The organism is Pseudomonas sp. BB438 (genome assembly GCF_057180225.1).
Window position 1 is genome coordinate 5,124,223 of the sequence record NZ_CM170001.1, and the last position, 16,253, is coordinate 5,140,475.

The following is a 16,253-nucleotide window of genomic DNA, read 5'->3' on the forward strand; positions in this document are numbered from 1 at the left end:
GGGCGAAGGAAATTACGGCACGAGTAGTCTTTCATATCCCCCATCGCCCTCACCACTCTCGCGCAGGATGTCGCCGCCCCATGGATGAACACAGCACCTACTACGCCCTCGCCGGCATCGGCGCCGCCTCGCTCGTCAGCCAGTGGCTTGCCTGGCGCCTGCGCTTGCCTGCGATTCTGTTCCTGCTGCTGACCGGCATCTTGGTCGGCCCGGTCCTCCATCTGCTTTCGCCGGAAGCGTTGTTCGGCCCGCTGCTGTTCCCCCTGGTGTCACTGGCGGTCGCTCTGGTGCTGTTCGAGGGCAGCCTGACCCTGCATCTGGATGAATGGAAGGAGATCGGCACGGTGGTGCGGCGCATGGTCACCATCGGCGCCCTGCTGACCTGGGGCGTCATCGCCCTGGCGACCCACTACCTGCTCGACTTCACCTGGGAGATGGCCTTGCTGTTCGGCACCCTCACCCTGGTCACCGGTCCCACGGTGATCGTGCCGATGCTGCGAGTCGTTCGCCCCAACGCCACCATCGCCAACATCCTGCGCTGGGAAGGCATCGTCATTGACCCCATTGGCGCCCTGCTCGCCGTGGTGGTCTACACCTTCATCGCCGCCAGCGACAGTGGATCAGGCTGGACCGATAGCCTGCTGACATTCTTCAGCGTGATAGGCACCGGCATCCTCGCCGGCCTGCTCGGAGGCCAGGCACTGGGAGTGGCGCTCCGCCGTCATTGGCTCCCGGATTACCTGCACAATCTGGCCTCGCTTTCCGTGGTCCTGGGCCTGTTCGTGTTGTCCAACACACTGATGTCCGAGTCGGGCCTGCTGGCTGTGACTGTCATGGGCCTGCGCCTGGCCAACATGCAAGGCGTCGACGTGCGGCAGATCCTGCACTTCAAGGAAAACCTCAGCGTCCTGCTGATCTCCGGACTCTTCGTCCTGCTCGCGGCCCGACTGGACCTCGCGGCGTTGCTCGGCTTGGGACCGATCGCCCTGCTGGTGCTGGCACTGATCCAATTCGTCGCCCGTCCGCTGAACGTGCTGACGTCCACAGCCGGGTCCTCGCTGAACTGGCGCGAGCGTGCGCTGCTCAGCTGGATAGCCCCGCGCGGCATCGTCGCGGCCGCTGTCTCGGCGATCTTCGCGATTCGCCTGCAGGAAGCCGGGCACGTCCAGGCCGGCGTGCTGGTGCCCCTGACCTTCCTGGTCATCATCGGCACAGTGATCCTGCAAAGCGCCACTGCTCGCCCCCTGGCTCGACTGCTGAAAGTCGCCGAACCCGTGCCCACCGGCTTTCTCATCATCGGCGCCAACCCCGTCGCCCGCGCTGTCGGCATTGGTCTGCAGAACGCCGGGGTGAAGGTCCTGCTCACCGACTCCAGTTGGGAGAACACGCGCGCGGCACGCATGGAGCACTTACCAACCTACTTCGGCAACCCGGCCTCGCAGCACGCTGAAGCCCATCTGGACCTGATCGGCCTGGGCCATCTGCTGGCACTGTCGCCCAACGCCGAACTGAACGCCCTGATGTGCATGAGCTTCCGCCACGAGTTCAGCCCGCGCCACCGCTTCATCCTGCCCACCAGCCAGGACAGCCGGCGCAGCGAAAAGCATCGGGTCAGTGACCGCCACCGAGGCCATCCGCTGGGCCAGAGTCTTGTCACCTACCCGCAGATGGCCGGGCTGATTGCCCGCGGTGCGGAAGTCCGCTCGACCCTGCTCAGCGACAACTTCGGCTGGAACGAATACCAGGCACAGCACGGCCAGCGCGCGCTGCTCCTCTTCGCCCGTGATCCGAATGGCCGCTTGCACATCGCCAGCCCCGATCGCCCGCTGGCCCCTGCTAGCGGCTGGACGGTGATCGCCCTGGTCGAAGAGGCGCCGGATACGCCAGTGGGTACAAATGAAACCGCGCGCGTCGTGGCAACCTGACGACCGGGCATGTCAGCCTATCTTTAGGCTGGTGACAGGAAATATGCGAAGAACGATGATTGCACCACGCCATCATAGCGCCCCACGAAGCCCACGCCATGCCCAGTCAACAGAACTCCCGCCTCGGCCAGATCCTTGTCAGCAAGGGCCTGATTACTTCCCATCAGTTGGACAAGGCCATCCAGCTCCAGCTCACCAACGGACTGCGTCTGGGCGAGACCCTGATCCAGCAGGGCTGGATCAGCGAGCGACAGCTTGGCCGCGCGCTGAAGAAGCAGAACAACCTGCGCCTGGCCGCGACGCTGGTAGCAGCCCTGCTCAGCCCGTTCCAGCTGGCCAGCGCCGACGTGCAACGTCAGGCGCCGACGAGCATCACCCGCCATGAAGCACCCAAGGGCCTCAAGCCGCTGAGCGACCGCGAGATGAGCGACGTCAGCGCCCAGGGCTTCGATGACACCCTGCAGGGCCTGCTGGTCAGCGCCGAAAGCGGCGATGGCGTCGGTGCCATCAAGCAGTTGTCGCGCCTGGTGATGCCGGTGGTCGACAGTCTCGATGCGGAGACCTCGCTGCACGACGTGCAGTACGACACGGCGCACGCCTCCTCGTCCCTGAACCCGGACGGCTCGATCAACGTGCGCCTGCCCAGCTCCATCGGCGAGGTGCGCTTCGACAATATCCGGGTTGCCGGCGCGCCCAAAACCCAGAGCATGGGCAGCCTGAGTCTGCAGAACATCGACCTGTCCCAGGCTTCGCTGAAGATCAGCCTGCGCCACTGAGGCCGGCTTGCCATGAAAGAAGGCGCATTGGGCGCCTTCTTGCGTTTCAGGCGTCGAAGCCGGGCAGGACCGGCACCGGGCGCTTCTCGTCATCGATGGCAACGAAGCTGAACAGCCCGTGGATGGCCTTCTCGCGACCGTCGGCGGACATGCTCTCGACGAACACTTCCACCTCGACCTTGAGACTGGTGTTGCCGACCTTCACTACCCGGCCGATCAGCTCGACGATGGAGCCGGCGGCAATCGGATGCTTGAAATCGATGCGGTCGGTGGACACCGTTACCAGCGGCAGTCGACAGAAGCGCGTCGCCGCGATGAACGAGACTTCGTCCATCCAGGCCAGCGCGGTACCGCCGAACAATGTGTTGTGATGGTTGGTGGTGGGCGGAAAGATCGCCTTGGTCACGCGGGTTTCGGAAAGCTCCGTACGGCGGAGGATTTCCTGCTCTCTGGGGCTCATGCCACTGCTACCTGATGCAATGAGGGTGGCTGCCGGTGCTGCGGGTGTTGTATTTCTGATGCGCTGCCGGGGCAGATGAAGGCGCCGGACCAAAGGTCAAAAACGCCAGGCAAGAAAAAAGCAGCCCGTGGGCTGCTTTTTTCGGGAACAACCGGCGCTTAGGCCAGTTTTTCCTTGATGCGCGCTGCCTTGCCGGACAGTTCGCGGAGGTAGTACAGCTTGGCCTTGCGCACGTCGCCGCGGCGCTTGACGCTGATGCTGTCAACCAGCGGGCTGTAGGTCTGGAAGGTACGCTCTACGCCTACGCCGTTGGAGATCTTGCGAACGGTGAAAGCACTGTTCAGGCCGCGGTTACGCTTGCCAATGACAACGCCTTCGAAGGCCTGCAGACGCTGACGGTCGCCTTCCTTCACTTTAACCTGGACGATTACGGTGTCGCCGGGGGCGAACGCCGGAATCTCTTTGCTCATCTGTTCAGCTTCGATCTGCTGAATGATCTTGTTGGTCATTTCGTGCTCCTAAGACAAGCGCTCGGCGCTCGCCATCGATACGTTAACTATCGTTCCGCTGGCGGATGTATTCCTCCAGCAGCTTTTTCTCTTCTCCAGAAAGCGAGCGGCAATCCAGAAGATCGGCACGTCGTTCCCAGGTCCTGCCTAAGGACTGCTGCAAACGCCAGCGCCGGATGTGTTCGTGGTTGCCGCTGAGCAGCACCTCAGGAACACGTTTGTCTGCGTACACCTCAGGGCGGGTGTAGTGCGGACAGTCGAGCAGGCCATCCGTGAAGGAGTCCTCCTCGGCGGAGTCCACGTGGCCCAATGCACCGGGCAACAACCGCGTGACCGCGTCAATCAGCACCATGGCCGGAAGCTCACCCCCGGACAGGACGTAATCGCCAACTGACCATTCCTCATCGACATGCTCTTCAATGAAGCGCTCGTCGATGCCTTCGTAACGCCCGGCGATCAGGATCAGTCGTTCCTCGTTCGCCAGTTCTTTCACGGCCGCCTGCGTCAGCTTGCGACCTTGCGGCGAGAGGTAGATCACCTTCACCGGCCCGCCTGCAGCTTGCCGGGCATCGCCCAGGGCGCCTTCAAGCGGCTTGATTTTCATCACCATGCCGGGACCACCGCCGAAAGGCCGGTCATCCACCGTCTGGTGACGGTCCTCGGTGTTGCTTCGCGGGTTGAAGCACTGAAGCTGAATCAGCTCCTGCTTGACCGCGCGACTCGTGATGCCATAGTCGCTGATGGCGCGAAACATCTCCGGAAAGATGCTGATCACTCCTATCCACATCGGCTGAGGGCTCTCATCCACATGGGTTAGAAGTCCGCGTCCCAGTCCACCCGCATCTCGCCAGCTTCCAGGTCCACCGATTGCACGCACTGATCCGTATACGGGAGCAGGCGTTCACGGTCGTCCAGGCTGCCTGCGCAGGGCTTGACTACCATCACATCGTTGGCGCCGGTCTCCAGCATGTGGTCGAGAATCCCGAACAGTTGCCCGTTCTGGTCGATCACCTTGAGACCTTCCAACTGACTCCAGTAGAACTCGCCATCGTCCAGCACCGGCAGCTCGCTGCGCGGGACCAGGATTTCGAATTCAGCGAAGGTGCGGGCGATCTCGCGATCATCCAATCCCTTCAGCTTCGCGACCAGGACATTGCCCTGCACGCGACCTTGGATCAGTTCAGCCTGTCGAACCTCGTTGCCACGCTTGAGCGTCCAGCGCCGATAGTCCAGCAGGTTGTCCAACGGATCGGTAAAGGAGTACACCTTCACCTCACCACGAATACCGTGCACCGATACGATCTTGCCGAGAACAACCATCTCCTCGGCGGGAGCAGGATTCGTGTTCATTGATCTCAGGCTGCCTTGGCGGCGTCCTTGATCAGCTGAGCAACACGCTCAGACGGTTGAGCGCCTTGGCTCAGCCAGTAGTTCAGACGCTCCTGGTTGACCGAGAACTTGACTTCGGCGCCAGTGGCGACAGGGTTGAAGAAGCCGACGCGCTCGACGAAACGGCCGTCACGAGCGTTGCGGCTGTTGGTCACGGTCAGGTGATAGAACGGGCGCTTCTTGGAGCCGCCACGAGCCAGACGAATGGTTACCATGCGTACGTTGTTCCTATGGTTTGCTTGCAAAAAAGAAATGCAGCCCTCGGGCACATAGCCCGAAAGGCCGCATATTCTATGAGCTAAAGCCCCGCGCCGCAAGCCGCAGCGCGTCCGGCCCGCCGGGCGGCGAGCCGTCCGGGCTTACATCTTGGGCATGCCGCCGGGGAACATGCTCCCCATGCCGCGCATCATCTTGGCCATGCCGCCCTTGGCGGTGACCTTCTTCATCATCTTCTGCATCTGCTTGTGCTGCTTGATGAGGCGACCGACGTCCTGCACCTGGGTACCCGACCCCATGGCGATACGGCGCTTGCGCGAACCGCTGATGACTTCCGGATCGCGGCGTTCGGCAGGGGTCATGGAGTTGATGATCGCCTCCATCTGCTTGAACTGCTTCTCCGCCGCGTTCTGCGCGTTGCCCATCTGCGACAGGTTGACGCCACCGAGCATCGGCAGCTTGTCCATCAGGCTGCCCAAGCCGCCCATGTTCTTCATCTGTTGCAGCTGATCGCGGAAGTCTTCCAGGTCGAAACCCTTGCCCTTCTTGATCTTCTTCGCGAGCTTCTCGGCCTTCTCGCGGTCCATGCTCTGCTCGGCCTGCTCGATCAGGCTGAGCACGTCGCCCATGCCGAGGATCCGCGAGGCCACGCGATCAGGGTGGAACGGATCGAGCGCTTCGCTCTTCTCGCCCATGCCGAGGAACTTGATCGGCTTGCCGGTGATGGCGCGCACGGACAGCGCGGCACCGCCACGGGCGTCGCCGTCGACCTTGGTCAGCACCACGCCGGTCAGCGGCAGCGCGTCATTGAAGGCCTTGGCGGTGTTGGCCGCGTCCTGGCCGGTCATGGCGTCGACCACGAACAGGGTCTCCACCGGCTTGATCGCCGCATGGACCTGCTTGATCTCGTCCATCATGTCGGCGTCGACGTGCAGACGGCCGGCGGTATCGACGATCACCACGTCGATGAACTTCAGCTTGGCCTCGCGGATCGCCGCTTCGGCGATGGCCACCGGCTTCTGGCTGGTATCGGACGGGAAGAAGGTCACACCGATGTCGCTGGCCAGGGTTTCAAGCTGCTTGATCGCCGCCGGACGATAGACGTCGGCGGACACCACCAGCACGGACTTCTTCTTGCGCTCTTTAAGGAAGCGCGCCAGCTTGCCGGCGGTGGTGGTCTTGCCCGCGCCCTGCAGGCCGGCCATCAGGATGACCGCAGGCGGAGCGGCGTTGAGGTCGAGGTCCTCGTTGGCCGCACCCATCAGTTCGACCAGCTCGGCCTGGACGATCTTCACGAAGGCCTGGCCCGGAGTCAGGCTCTTGGAAACCTCGGTGCCGACCGCGCGATCCTTGATCTTGGCGACGAAGTCCTTGACCACCGGCAGGGCCACGTCGGCCTCCAGCAGGGCCATCCGCACTTCGCGGAGCGTGTCCTTGATGTTGTCCTCGGTCAGCTTGGCCTTGCCGGTGACATGGCGCAGCGTTTGCGAGAGGCGATCTGTAAGGTTTTCGAACATGCGCGATCCTAATCGGGCCCGGTCGGGCCAAGGTTTGGCTTGTCAGCAAGCCGGCGATTATAGCGAAGTGCGGCCACCGCCAACACCGCCGATGATCCCGATGTGACAGAGCGCTTCGCGGGCCAGAAGCGAACTGTTCGCAACGGCTTTCTCGGCGCGGGCGATCTGTGCCAAACTCACGACCTTTCGGGTCCCCTTTCCAAGGACTGTTCCAAGGACTTATGCAACCTCTGCTGCCCAGCCTGATCGCCGCCGTCCTTTATATCGGCACCACCGCCTACCAGGGCGCAAGCCTGGCCCGCCGCACCCCGCCGCAGAAACCGCTGCTCCTCCTGCTGGGCCTGGTCGCCCTGCTCTGCCAGGCGTTCAGCCTGAGCAAGGAGTTGCTGACGCCGGCCGGCCTGGCGCTGGACTTCTTCAATGCCGCCAGCCTGATTTCCGCCGCGGTCACCGCCCTGACCCTGCTGGCGTGCCTGCGCATCCCGGTGCACAACCTGCTGATCGTCCTTTATCCGCTCGGTGCACTGACCACGCTGCTGGCCGTGCTGGTGCCCCACGGCACCATCGAGCCGATCAACGAGCAGCCCGGCATCCTCGCCCACATCCTGCTGTCGATCCTGGCCTACGGCCTGCTGACCATCGCCGTGGTCCAGGCGCTGCTCCTGCTGGTGCAGGACCATCAGCTCAAGCACAAGCACCCGTCGGGCCTGATCCGCAACTTCCCGCCGCTGCAGACCATGGAAAGCCTGCTGTTCGGCTTCCTCTGGGGCGGCTGGTCGCTGCTCTCGCTGTCGCTGATCTCCGGCTGGCTGTTCGTCGACAACCTGTTCGCCCAGCACCTGGCGCACAAGACCATCCTCTCCTGCTTCGCCTGGGTGGTGTTCGGCGTGCTGCTGTGGGGCCGCCACCAGCTCGGCTGGCGCGGCCACAAGGCGATCCGCTGGACCCTCGCGGGTTTCTGCCTGCTGATGCTGGCCTACTTCGGCAGCAAGCTGGTCAAGGAATTCATCCTGCACATCTGACGCTTACGGCGGCGCCCGAGCGCCGCTGAAGGACCTGCGCGCATGGAAGAGATCCACCCCGGCTACCTGATCGGCCTGCTCGTCTTCCTGATCCTCTGCTCGGCGTTCTTCTCCAGCGTCGAGACCGGCATGCTCAGCCTCGACCGCTACCGCCTGCGCCACCTCTCCAAGAAGGGCAACCGCGGCGCACGGCGCACCAGTTGGCTGCTGCTGCGCACCGACCGACTGCTCGGCACCATCCTGATCGGCAACAACTTCGTCAACATCATCGCCTCGTCCCTGGCGACCCTGCTGGCCCTGCGCCTGTGGGGCGAAGCCGGCGTGGCGATCACCACCGTGGCGCTGACGCTGATCCTGCTGATCTTCGGCGAAATCACCCCCAAGACTTACGCCGCCCTGCGCCCCGAGCGCGTGGCCTTCCCTGCCAGTCTGCCTTTGATCTGGATGCAGAAGCTGTTCAGCCCGCTGCTCTGGCTAATGACCGGCATCAGCAACCTGCTGCTGCGCCTGGGCGGCCTCGATCCGACCCAGCGCGGCAACAAGCCGCTGAGCAACGACGAGCTGCGCAGCGTCGTCACCGACTCCAGCGAGAAGCTCACCCACAACCGCCAGGACATGCTGCTGAGCATCCTCGACCTGGAAAAGATCACGGTGAACGACCTGATGGTGCCGCGCAACGAAGTCCAGGGCATCGACCTGGACGACGAACTGGAAAGCATCATCGGCCAGTTGCGCAACACCACGCACACCCGCCTGCCGGTGTTCCGCAACGACATCAACCAGGTGGAGGGCGTCGTACACATGCGCCAGGTCGCCCGCCTGCTGACCCATAACCAGCTGACCAAGGAAAGCCTCAAGGCCGCGTGCCTGGAGCCTTACTTCGTCCCCGAGAGCACGCCGCTGTCGACCCAACTGGTCAACTTCCAGAAGCAGAAGCGGCGCATCGGCATCGTCGTCGACGAGTACGGCGAAGTGATCGGCATCATCACCCTCGAAGACATCCTCGAGGAGATCGTCGGCGAGTTCAGCAACCAGAACACCCTGCGCAATCCCGACATCCATCCCCAGGCAGACGGCACCTACGTCATCGACGGCTCGGCCAACCTGCGTGACGTCAACCGAGCCCTGGGCTGGCAACTGCCCAGCGACGGGCCCAAGACCCTCAACGGCCTGGTCACGGAAGCACTGGAGCAGATTCCCGACTGTGCGGTCTGCCTGAAGATCGGCCGCTACCGCCTGGAAATCCTCCAGTCCGGCGAAAACCGGGTGAAAAGCGTGCGCGCCTGGCTGCCCGGCGCGCCGCCCAGGGAAGCCCCCTACAGCGACGAGCTTGCCTGAGCCGCCCCGCCCGCCCCTATAATCCGGACGGCTTACCCAGCCTCCCGCCGATGCCCGTCGTTACCCGCGACGCTGCGCCGGCCAGTCAATCGCACGCCCCGCCGAGCCTCGACACCGCGTCGTTGCCTTGCGAAGCAGCCGGACTCGCCCCGACCCGCCGCGAGCCGCGCCCATCCTGCCCCGATCCCGGGCCGCGCTCGCTCTCGCGCCATGGCGATGCCTCAAGAAACGTCGGACACGACCGCCAGAGTCGTCGCCGCGCCTGACTGCCAGGGATATTCCCGTATGACCAGCACCACCCTCGAAGCCGCACAACCGGCCGAACAGACCAACTCCACCACCCGCGTCGCGGTGGCCAGCTTCATCGGCACGGCCATCGAATTCTACGACTTCTACGTGTATGCCACCGCCGCTGCGCTGGTGATCGGCCCGGTGTTCTTCCCGCAGACCTCCGGCACCGCCCAGGCGCTCAGCGCCTTCATTACCTTCGGCATCGCCTTCCTTGCCCGTCCGCTGGGCTCGGCGCTCTTTGGCCACTTCGGTGATCGCATTGGACGCAAATCGACCCTGGTGGCCTCGCTGCTGCTGATGGGCATCTCCACCACCCTGATCGGCCTGCTGCCGGGCTACGACAGCATCGGCGCCTGGGCGCCGGTCCTGCTCTGCGTGCTGCGCTTCGGCCAGGGCCTCGGGCTGGGTGGCGAATGGGGAGGCGCCGCGCTACTCGCCACGGAAAACGCGCCCAAAGGCCGCCGCGCCTGGTTCGGCATGTTCCCGCAGATGGGGCCATCGATCGGCTTCCTCGCCGCCAACGGCCTGTTCCTCTGCCTGGCCATGCTGCTCAGCGAAGAACAGTTCCGCGCCTGGGGCTGGCGCATTCCCTTCGTGCTCAGCGCCGTGCTGGTCATCGTCGGCCTCTACGTCCGCCTGAAGCTGGTGGAGACCCCAGTATTCGCCAGGGCCATGGAGCGCCACGAGCGCGCCAGCCTGCCCATCGCCGAACTGTTCGCCAGGCACCGGCGGCCGACGCTGCTGGGCGCCCTGGCGATGGTGGTGTGCTACGCCCTCTTCTATATCTCCACGGTGTTCTCGCTGAGCCATGGCGTCAGCAGCCTGGGCTACAGCCGCGAAGACTTCCTCGGCCTGCTGTGCATCGCCGTGCTGTTCATGGCCGCCGCCACGCCGGTCTCCGCCTGGTTGAGCGACCGCTTCGGGCGCAAGCCGGTACTGATCGTCGGCTGCATCGCCGCCATCGCCTCGGGTTTCGCCATGGAGCCCCTGCTGAGCCAGGGCTCGTCGGTGGAAGTGGCGGTGTTCCTGTCGTTGGAACTGTTCCTCATGGGAGTGACCTTCGCCCCCATGGGCGCACTGCTGCCGGAACTCTTCCCCACCCACGTGCGCTACACCGGTGCTTCGGCGGCCTACAACCTGGGCGGCATCCTCGGCGCCTCGGTCGCCCCGTACATCGCGCAGAAGCTGGTGGGCATGGGTGGCCTGAGCTGGGTGGGTGGCTACGTCTCGGTCGCGGCGACGCTGAGCCTGCTGGCCGTGCTGTGCCTGCGCGAAACCCGCGGGGACGACCTCAACGACATCCGCTGACGTCGAAACCGCAGGAGCGAGCTTGCTCGCGAACGCATTGCCCCGTCAGACCCGGCGTGAGGCAGGTTCGCGAGCAAGTTCGCTTCTACAAAAGAGGGTCAGCGCTGGCTCACCAGCCACTGCGCCAGATGCTCACCCCACACCTGGTAGCCCAGCGCCGACGGGTGATAGCCATCGATGGCGAGGAACTGCGGCTGCATCGCCAGGCTCACTCCGCAATAGCCGGCCCCCCGCTTCAACGCCAGCGCACTGAGTTGGCGATCCAGCAGGGCCGCTCGCCAGCCCAGAAGCTGCCGCAATAGCCAGGGCAAGGCTGTGAAGTGCTGCAACGGCGGTACTGCCGTGCAGACCACCTGCGCGCCACGGCCCCGGAAATGTTCGATCAGATGTTCGAGAGCGCCCAGCCAGCGCTGGCGTGAACTGAAATGAGTGGTGTCGTTGACACCGAAGACCAGCGCCACCAGATCGTAGTTCTGCTCGGCCAGAAGAGGCAGCAGGCGCTCGCAGGCTTCACTGGCAGTAATGCCGTTCTCCCCCGCCGCACGCCACGCAACGGGCTGCTGGAGGCGAGTGGACAGCGCCGAGGCCAGTCGCCCAGCCAGCGCGAAGTCCAGGCAGGACGCCCCAACACCGGCCACGGTGGACTCGCCCAGCAGCAGAAGACGAAAGGGTTCACCAAGCAAATCCGGCCCCGCGACGCCCTCACGGACGCCTGCGGCCGGCGCCAGGCGCAAGGCCGTACGCCGGGTGCGCACGGCCATGGGCAGGGCCAGTGGCAGCAACGGCAACGCTGCTGCCCACCACATCAGCCCCGCCCAGCGGCTCACAGCTCGACGTTGACCGCCTGGGCCGAACGGGTGGCCTTGGCGCGTGCGGCGTCGATCGACTCGTCGCGCGCCAGGGCCACGCCCATGCGGCGCTGGCCGTCCACTTCCGGCTTGCCGAACAGGCGCAGCGCGGTGTCCGGCTCGCTCAGAGCAGCGCCGAGGTTGCCGAAGGACACCTGCTGCGACGTGCCTTCCACCAGGATCACCGCCGAGGCGGAGTCGCCCAGCTGGCGGATCACCGGGATCGGCAGGCCGAGGATGGCGCGGGCATGCAGGGCGAATTCGGAGAGGTCCTGGGAAATCAGGGTGACCAGGCCGGTGTCGTGGGGGCGCGGCGAGACTTCGCTGAACCACACTTCATCGCCCTTCACGAACAGCTCCACGCCGAACAGGCCGCGGCCGCCCAGCGCCTCGGTGACCGCCTTGGCCACACGCTCGGACTCGGTCAGTGCCTTCGGGCTCATCGCCTGGGGCTGCCAGGATTCGTGGTAGTCGCCCTTCACCTGACGGTGGCCGATGGGCGCGCAGAAGGTGGTGCCGCCGATGTGGCGCACGGTCAGCAGGGTGATTTCGTAGTCGAAGTCGATGAAGCCCTCGACGATGACGCGGCCCTTGCCGGCACGGCCACCTTCCTGGGCGTAATCCCAGGCAGCCTTCAGATCGGCGTCGGACTTGAGCACGCTCTGCCCCTTGCCCGAGGAACTCATGATCGGCTTCACCACGCACGGATAGCCCACGGCGGCGACGCCGGCGGCGTAGTCTTCGTAGGTGTCGGCGAAATGGTAGGGCGAGGTCGGCAGGCCCAGTTCTTCAGCAGCCAGACGACGGATGCCCTCGCGGTTCATGGTCAGCTGCGCGGCACGAGCGGTGGGGATCACGGTGTAGCCTTCGTTCTCCAGCTCGACCAGGGTCGCAGTGGCAATGGCTTCGATCTCCGGCACGATGTAGTGCGGCTTCTCCTGCTCGATCACCGCCCGCAGCGCAACACCGTCGAGCATGCTGATCACGTGGCTGCGGTGCGCGACCTGCATGGCCGGTGCGTCCGCGTAACGGTCGACGGCGATGACTTCGCAGCCCAGGCGCTGCAGCTCGATCGCCACTTCCTTGCCCAGCTCGCCGGAGCCACAGAGCAGTACGCGGGTCGCGCTCGGCGACAGGGGAGTTCCAATACGGGGCATTGCGGGAAACCTCGGGAAAAGAAAGTTCGAAACGGGATAGCTCGTGAAGCGAAAGCTAGCGGTGTGCTAGACCAACACACCCTGTTCGCGGGCACGCTGCGCGCAACGCGTGAGCACCTCGCGGCGCTCGGTGTTGTCCATCAGGCCCCAGCGGGTGATTTCGGCCGCACTGCGCTGGCAGCCCAGACAGATATCGGCATCGTCCAGCGCGCAGACGTGCACGCAGGGCGAGGCGACGGGACGTTCTTCGGTCATTCTTCCTGCTCGGCCAGGTCGCGGGCGTAACGCTGGGCGTTGTGCACGTAATGGGCGGCGCTGGCTTCGAGCATCTTCTTCTGCGGCTCGGTCAGCTCGCGCACCACCTTGCCGGGCGAGCCCATGACCAGGGAGCCATCGGGGATCTCCTTGCCTTCGGGAATCAGCGCGTTGGCGCCGATGATGCAGTACTTGCCGATCTTCGCGCCGTTGAGGATCACCGCGTTGATGCCGATGAGGCTGTAGTCGCCCACCTGGCAGCCATGCAGCATGGCGTTGTGGCCGATGGTCACGCCCTTGCCCAGGGTCAGCGGGAAGCCCATGTCGGTGTGCATGACGGTGCCGTCCTGCACATTGCTGTGCTCGCCGATGTGGATCAGCTCGTTGTCACCGCGCAGCACGGCGTTGAACCACACACTGGCGCCAGCGTCGAGCCGCACCTTGCCGACCACGGTGGCGTTGGGGGCGATCCAGCTTTCCGGATGGGTTTCGACTCGGGACGAGCCCAGGCGGTACTTCATGGTTTCTCCTCAGGCGGGGGCCGCTCTTTATTATCGGGTCTCAGCTCAGCTTGATGAACGTCGACGGCGGCTGGTGCAGGTCGATACGGGCGTCGTAGAGCAGGTTCAGCAGCTCGACCAGCATGATCGCGGACAGGCCCCAGATCTTGTAGCCCTCGAACAGGTAGCTCGGGACATACCAGCTGCGGCCGAAGTAGTCGATACGATGAGTAGTCTCCCGCGGGTCCCCACGGAAGAATTCCAGCGGCACCTTGAACACGGCGTCGATCTCGCCGTCGTTGGGGCGGTACTCCACGAAATCGGGGACGAAGCCGACGAACGGCTTGACCAGGATACCGTGTCGCGACACCAGGGTACTCAACGGCCCAACGACCTCCACCAGGCCCGGTGGCAGGGCGATCTCCTCCTGAGCCTCGCGCAGGGCGGTGTGGATCAGGTCGACATCCTCCGGGTCGCGGCGACCACCGGGGAAGGCCACTTCGCCGCTATGGGTCGATAGCCCGGTCGCCCGCAAGGTGAGCACGAGCTCTTCCTGGGGAGTGATGGGGAGCAGGACCGCCGCTTCCGGGAAGCTGTGGTCCGTTTCAAGGTCGCTTGGCGTGTGCGTCTGTATGCGTTGGCGCAGCTGGTCCAGCATGCCGAACATCCTGCGGGGGCCGATTCTTCTAATTGAAGGATCATGGCACGAAAGATGTCCCTGCCCAAGCCCCGCCCCTTGCTGGGCGCCCCGCGCAGCGCGCAAGATTGCCTCAACGAATAACAAGGAAGCGGCATGAAATTCTGCAGCCAGTGCGGCGCCAGCGTGAGCCTGCGCATCCCCAGCGGTGACAACCGCCCGCGCTTCGTCTGCGACCAGTGTCAGACCGTGCACTACCAGAACCCACGCATCGTCGCGGGCTGCCTGCCGGTCTGGGAGGGGCGCATCCTCCTCTGCCGCCGCGCCATTCAGCCACGCCAGGGCTACTGGACACTACCGGCGGGCTTCATGGAGAACGGCGAGACGCTGGAACAGGCCGCCGCCCGCGAGACTCTCGAAGAGGCCAACGCCCGCGTCAACGGCCTGCAGCTTTATACAGTCTTTGATCTGCCGCATATCAGCCAGGTTTATATCTTCTTCCGCGCCGAACTGGCGGACCTGGAGTTCTCCGCCGGCGACGAAAGCCTGGAAGTGCGACTCTTCGAAGAATCCGACATTCCGTGGGGCGAGCTGGCTTTCCCCACCGTGGGCCGTACCTTAGAATATTTCCTAGCGGATCGGATCGTTCAGAACTTCCCGATACGCAATGAGGGAATTCTCCCAATGCTTGCACAGAAAAAGAACTAATAAGCTCATTTACCGCCTCTAAGGCTTTAGGAACTACCGGGGAACACCACTCGATGCGCTGGTTGATTGCCGTACTTTGTCTGACCTTCGCAGCGTTCTCGCATGCCAACGCGATGCCCACGCTCGACGGTCGTATCGACAAGATTCTCGTGCTCAAGTCCGAGCGCAAACTGAACCTCATCAGCAACGGCAAGGTTCTCAAGAGCTATCGCGTGTCCCTGGGCAAGCGCCCGCAAGGCCCGAAGCTGGCCGAGGGCGACAATCGCACGCCAGAAGGTTTCTACTGGGTCGACTGGCGCAAGACCAGCGACAAGTACAACCTGTCCATGCACATTTCCTATCCCAATGCCCGCGACGTGGCCAAGGCGCGGGAAAAGAGCCTGTCACCCGGCGGCATGATCATGATCCACGGTACCCCCATGGATGACGATTACCCGGAATGGTACTTCTCGACCCTGGACTGGACCAACGGCTGCATCGCCATGACCAACGCCGACATGCGCGAGGTCTGGAGCCTGGTCAAGGACGGCACGCTGATCGAGATCCGCCCGTAAGCGGGATGGAAAGAAAAAAGGCGCCCGAGGGCGCCTTTTTCGTGTCGGCTCAAAACACCATGTCCGACAGCCGCCAGACCTCGAAGGCTGGCGTCTCGTAGGGATGAGCCTGCTTGAGGGCCTTCACCGAGTCGTGGATCAACTCGTCGGCGACCACCATCTCCACCTTCCACTCGGCGACCTGCTCGACGCTGCCCGCCTGGCCGATGAAGGGATTGCTGCCCTGCAACGGGCGGAACTGTCCCTGTCCGAGCGCCTGCCAGCAACAGCTGTCATAGGCACCGATGCGTCCTGCACCGGCGGCGAACACCGCTTTCTTGACCGGTTCCAGATGGCTTTCCGGAACGTAGAAACACAGTTTGTACATCGGAGACTCCGATCGAAACAGGGACACAGCCGTGACAAAGAGCGACACGGGTGACAAATGCTGCCACAAATAGTGGCACTTTGCCTCTTGTGACTTGCGGGTCATCGTGGAAGTTCGACCGCCCGGTTCCACGCGCGTTCGCCCGCGAGCGACTTTGTCCGAAATCTGTGACGGACTTCGAGCTCACTTGCTGGTGAAGCGTCTCCAGCGCTCTTTCAGACCGGCTGCCGCAGGAGCATGGGAACCGTCGCAATGCGGCAGCTTCGCCGACCGGCCGCAGCGACACAGCAGCAGATGGCGCTCGCGTCCGACCCTGAACTCCAGCATATCCGCGCAATCGGCGGCGGCATCGGGCAGGCAGGTGCACTGTCCACAGCGGCACAAGTGCAGAACCTGCCCCGGTTCGACTGCGCGGACCTCCGGCAGCCGTTCTTCATCAGCCACAACGCTCACCTCCACCGGCCGGGCAAAGAAAA

At 64.2% G+C, this 16,253-nt stretch carries 20 protein-coding genes; 7 read left to right on the forward strand and 13 right to left on the reverse strand.

Annotated features, from left to right (window positions below):
- Positions 1-80: 80 nt before the first annotated feature.
- Both AC1ZV1_RS23630 and AC1ZV1_RS23635 read left to right on the forward strand, forming a co-directional pair.
- Positions 81-1,925, forward strand: a complete 1,845-nt coding sequence (locus AC1ZV1_RS23630) for a cation:proton antiporter (protein ID WP_484293876.1) — start codon at positions 81-83, stop codon at positions 1,923-1,925.
- A gap of 98 nt (positions 1,926-2,023) precedes the next feature.
- On the forward strand, positions 2,024-2,701 hold the full coding sequence (locus AC1ZV1_RS23635; protein ID WP_017522232.1) for a cyclic di-GMP-binding domain-containing protein, MshE-related: 678 nt from the start codon (positions 2,024-2,026) through the stop codon (positions 2,699-2,701).
- Positions 2,702-2,747: 46 nt separating this feature from the next.
- Here the strand turns inward: AC1ZV1_RS23635 and AC1ZV1_RS23640 are convergent, their stop codons facing one another.
- The 6 genes from AC1ZV1_RS23640 to ffh all read right to left on the reverse strand — a co-directional run bounded on the left by AC1ZV1_RS23640 (position 2,748) and on the right by ffh (position 6,792).
- Positions 2,748-3,161 carry an acyl-CoA thioesterase gene (locus tag AC1ZV1_RS23640; RefSeq protein ID WP_484293877.1) on the reverse strand — a complete coding sequence of 138 codons (414 nt, stop codon included), beginning with the start codon at positions 3,159-3,161 and terminating at the stop codon, positions 2,748-2,750.
- Positions 3,162-3,319: 158 nt separating this feature from the next.
- Positions 3,320-3,670 (reverse strand): 50S ribosomal protein L19, encoded by a 351-nt coding sequence (gene rplS, locus AC1ZV1_RS23645; RefSeq protein WP_017522234.1) that lies wholly within the window; start codon positions 3,668-3,670, stop codon positions 3,320-3,322.
- Positions 3,671-3,713: 43 nt separating this feature from the next.
- Positions 3,714-4,457, reverse strand: coding sequence for a tRNA (guanosine(37)-N1)-methyltransferase TrmD (gene trmD / locus AC1ZV1_RS23650; protein WP_024766884.1), 744 nt, complete (start codon positions 4,455-4,457; stop codon positions 3,714-3,716).
- Between the two features lie 26 nt (positions 4,458-4,483).
- The gene (gene rimM / locus AC1ZV1_RS23655; protein WP_484293878.1) at positions 4,484-5,020 is read right to left on the reverse strand and encodes a ribosome maturation factor RimM; all 537 of its coding nucleotides are present in this window, start codon (positions 5,018-5,020) and stop codon (positions 4,484-4,486) included.
- Positions 5,021-5,025: 5 nt separating this feature from the next.
- A complete protein-coding gene (rpsP, locus tag AC1ZV1_RS23660) occupies positions 5,026-5,274 on the reverse strand; it encodes a 30S ribosomal protein S16 (protein WP_017522237.1) in 249 nt (82 codons plus the stop codon).
- A 144-nt stretch (positions 5,275-5,418) separates the two neighbouring features.
- Positions 5,419-6,792 (reverse strand): signal recognition particle protein, encoded by a 1,374-nt coding sequence (gene ffh, locus AC1ZV1_RS23665; RefSeq protein ID WP_484293879.1) that lies wholly within the window; start codon positions 6,790-6,792, stop codon positions 5,419-5,421.
- 221 nt (positions 6,793-7,013) lie between these two features.
- On the opposite strand from ffh, the gene AC1ZV1_RS23670 reads away from it, so the two are divergent.
- The 3 genes from AC1ZV1_RS23670 (at position 7,014) to AC1ZV1_RS23680 (ending at position 10,751) form a co-directional block, all read left to right on the forward strand.
- On the forward strand, positions 7,014-7,814 hold the full coding sequence (locus AC1ZV1_RS23670) for a cytochrome C assembly family protein (protein ID WP_484293880.1): 801 nt from the start codon (positions 7,014-7,016) through the stop codon (positions 7,812-7,814).
- Positions 7,815-7,856: 42 nt separating this feature from the next.
- On the forward strand, positions 7,857-9,152 hold the full coding sequence (locus tag AC1ZV1_RS23675; protein ID WP_484293881.1) for an HlyC/CorC family transporter: 1,296 nt from the start codon (positions 7,857-7,859) through the stop codon (positions 9,150-9,152).
- Positions 9,153-9,437: 285 nt separating this feature from the next.
- Positions 9,438-10,751, forward strand: coding sequence for an MFS transporter (locus AC1ZV1_RS23680; RefSeq protein WP_484293882.1), 1,314 nt, complete (start codon positions 9,438-9,440; stop codon positions 10,749-10,751).
- Between the two features lie 98 nt (positions 10,752-10,849).
- Here AC1ZV1_RS23680 and AC1ZV1_RS23685 read toward each other — a convergent pair whose 3' ends face one another.
- From AC1ZV1_RS23685 to AC1ZV1_RS23705, 5 genes are all read right to left on the reverse strand, one after another.
- Positions 10,850-11,578, reverse strand: coding sequence for an SGNH/GDSL hydrolase family protein (locus tag AC1ZV1_RS23685; protein ID WP_484293883.1), 729 nt, complete (start codon positions 11,576-11,578; stop codon positions 10,850-10,852).
- A complete protein-coding gene (purT, locus tag AC1ZV1_RS23690; protein ID WP_484293884.1) occupies positions 11,575-12,756 on the reverse strand; it encodes a formate-dependent phosphoribosylglycinamide formyltransferase in 1,182 nt (393 codons plus the stop codon). Before purT ends, AC1ZV1_RS23685 begins: the two co-directional genes overlap by 4 nt.
- A gap of 66 nt (positions 12,757-12,822) precedes the next feature.
- Complete coding sequence (locus AC1ZV1_RS23695; protein WP_484293885.1) at positions 12,823-13,011, reverse strand: DUF1289 domain-containing protein; 189 nt, start codon at positions 13,009-13,011, stop codon at positions 12,823-12,825.
- Positions 13,008-13,532, reverse strand: coding sequence for a gamma carbonic anhydrase family protein (locus tag AC1ZV1_RS23700; protein WP_205337077.1), 525 nt, complete (start codon positions 13,530-13,532; stop codon positions 13,008-13,010). Before AC1ZV1_RS23700 ends, AC1ZV1_RS23695 begins: the two co-directional genes overlap by 4 nt.
- A gap of 40 nt (positions 13,533-13,572) precedes the next feature.
- Entirely contained in the window at positions 13,573-14,169 is a 597-nt protein-coding gene (locus AC1ZV1_RS23705) for a CoA pyrophosphatase (protein ID WP_401088184.1), read from the reverse strand.
- A 135-nt stretch (positions 14,170-14,304) separates the two neighbouring features.
- On the opposite strand from AC1ZV1_RS23705, the gene AC1ZV1_RS23710 reads away from it, so the two are divergent.
- Positions 14,305-14,856, forward strand: a complete 552-nt coding sequence (locus tag AC1ZV1_RS23710) for an NUDIX hydrolase (RefSeq protein ID WP_484293886.1) — start codon at positions 14,305-14,307, stop codon at positions 14,854-14,856.
- Between the two features lie 53 nt (positions 14,857-14,909).
- On the forward strand, positions 14,910-15,410 hold the full coding sequence (locus AC1ZV1_RS23715) for a L,D-transpeptidase family protein (RefSeq protein ID WP_081515923.1): 501 nt from the start codon (positions 14,910-14,912) through the stop codon (positions 15,408-15,410).
- A 49-nt stretch (positions 15,411-15,459) separates the two neighbouring features.
- Here the strand turns inward: AC1ZV1_RS23715 and AC1ZV1_RS23720 are convergent, their stop codons facing one another.
- Both AC1ZV1_RS23720 and AC1ZV1_RS23725 read right to left on the reverse strand, forming a co-directional pair.
- Positions 15,460-15,777 (reverse strand): YqfO family protein, encoded by a 318-nt coding sequence (locus AC1ZV1_RS23720; protein ID WP_017522254.1) that lies wholly within the window; start codon positions 15,775-15,777, stop codon positions 15,460-15,462.
- Between the two features lie 183 nt (positions 15,778-15,960).
- Positions 15,961-16,221 (reverse strand): CDGSH iron-sulfur domain-containing protein, encoded by a 261-nt coding sequence (locus AC1ZV1_RS23725; RefSeq protein ID WP_484293887.1) that lies wholly within the window; start codon positions 16,219-16,221, stop codon positions 15,961-15,963.
- Between the last annotated feature and the right edge of the window lie 32 nt (positions 16,222-16,253).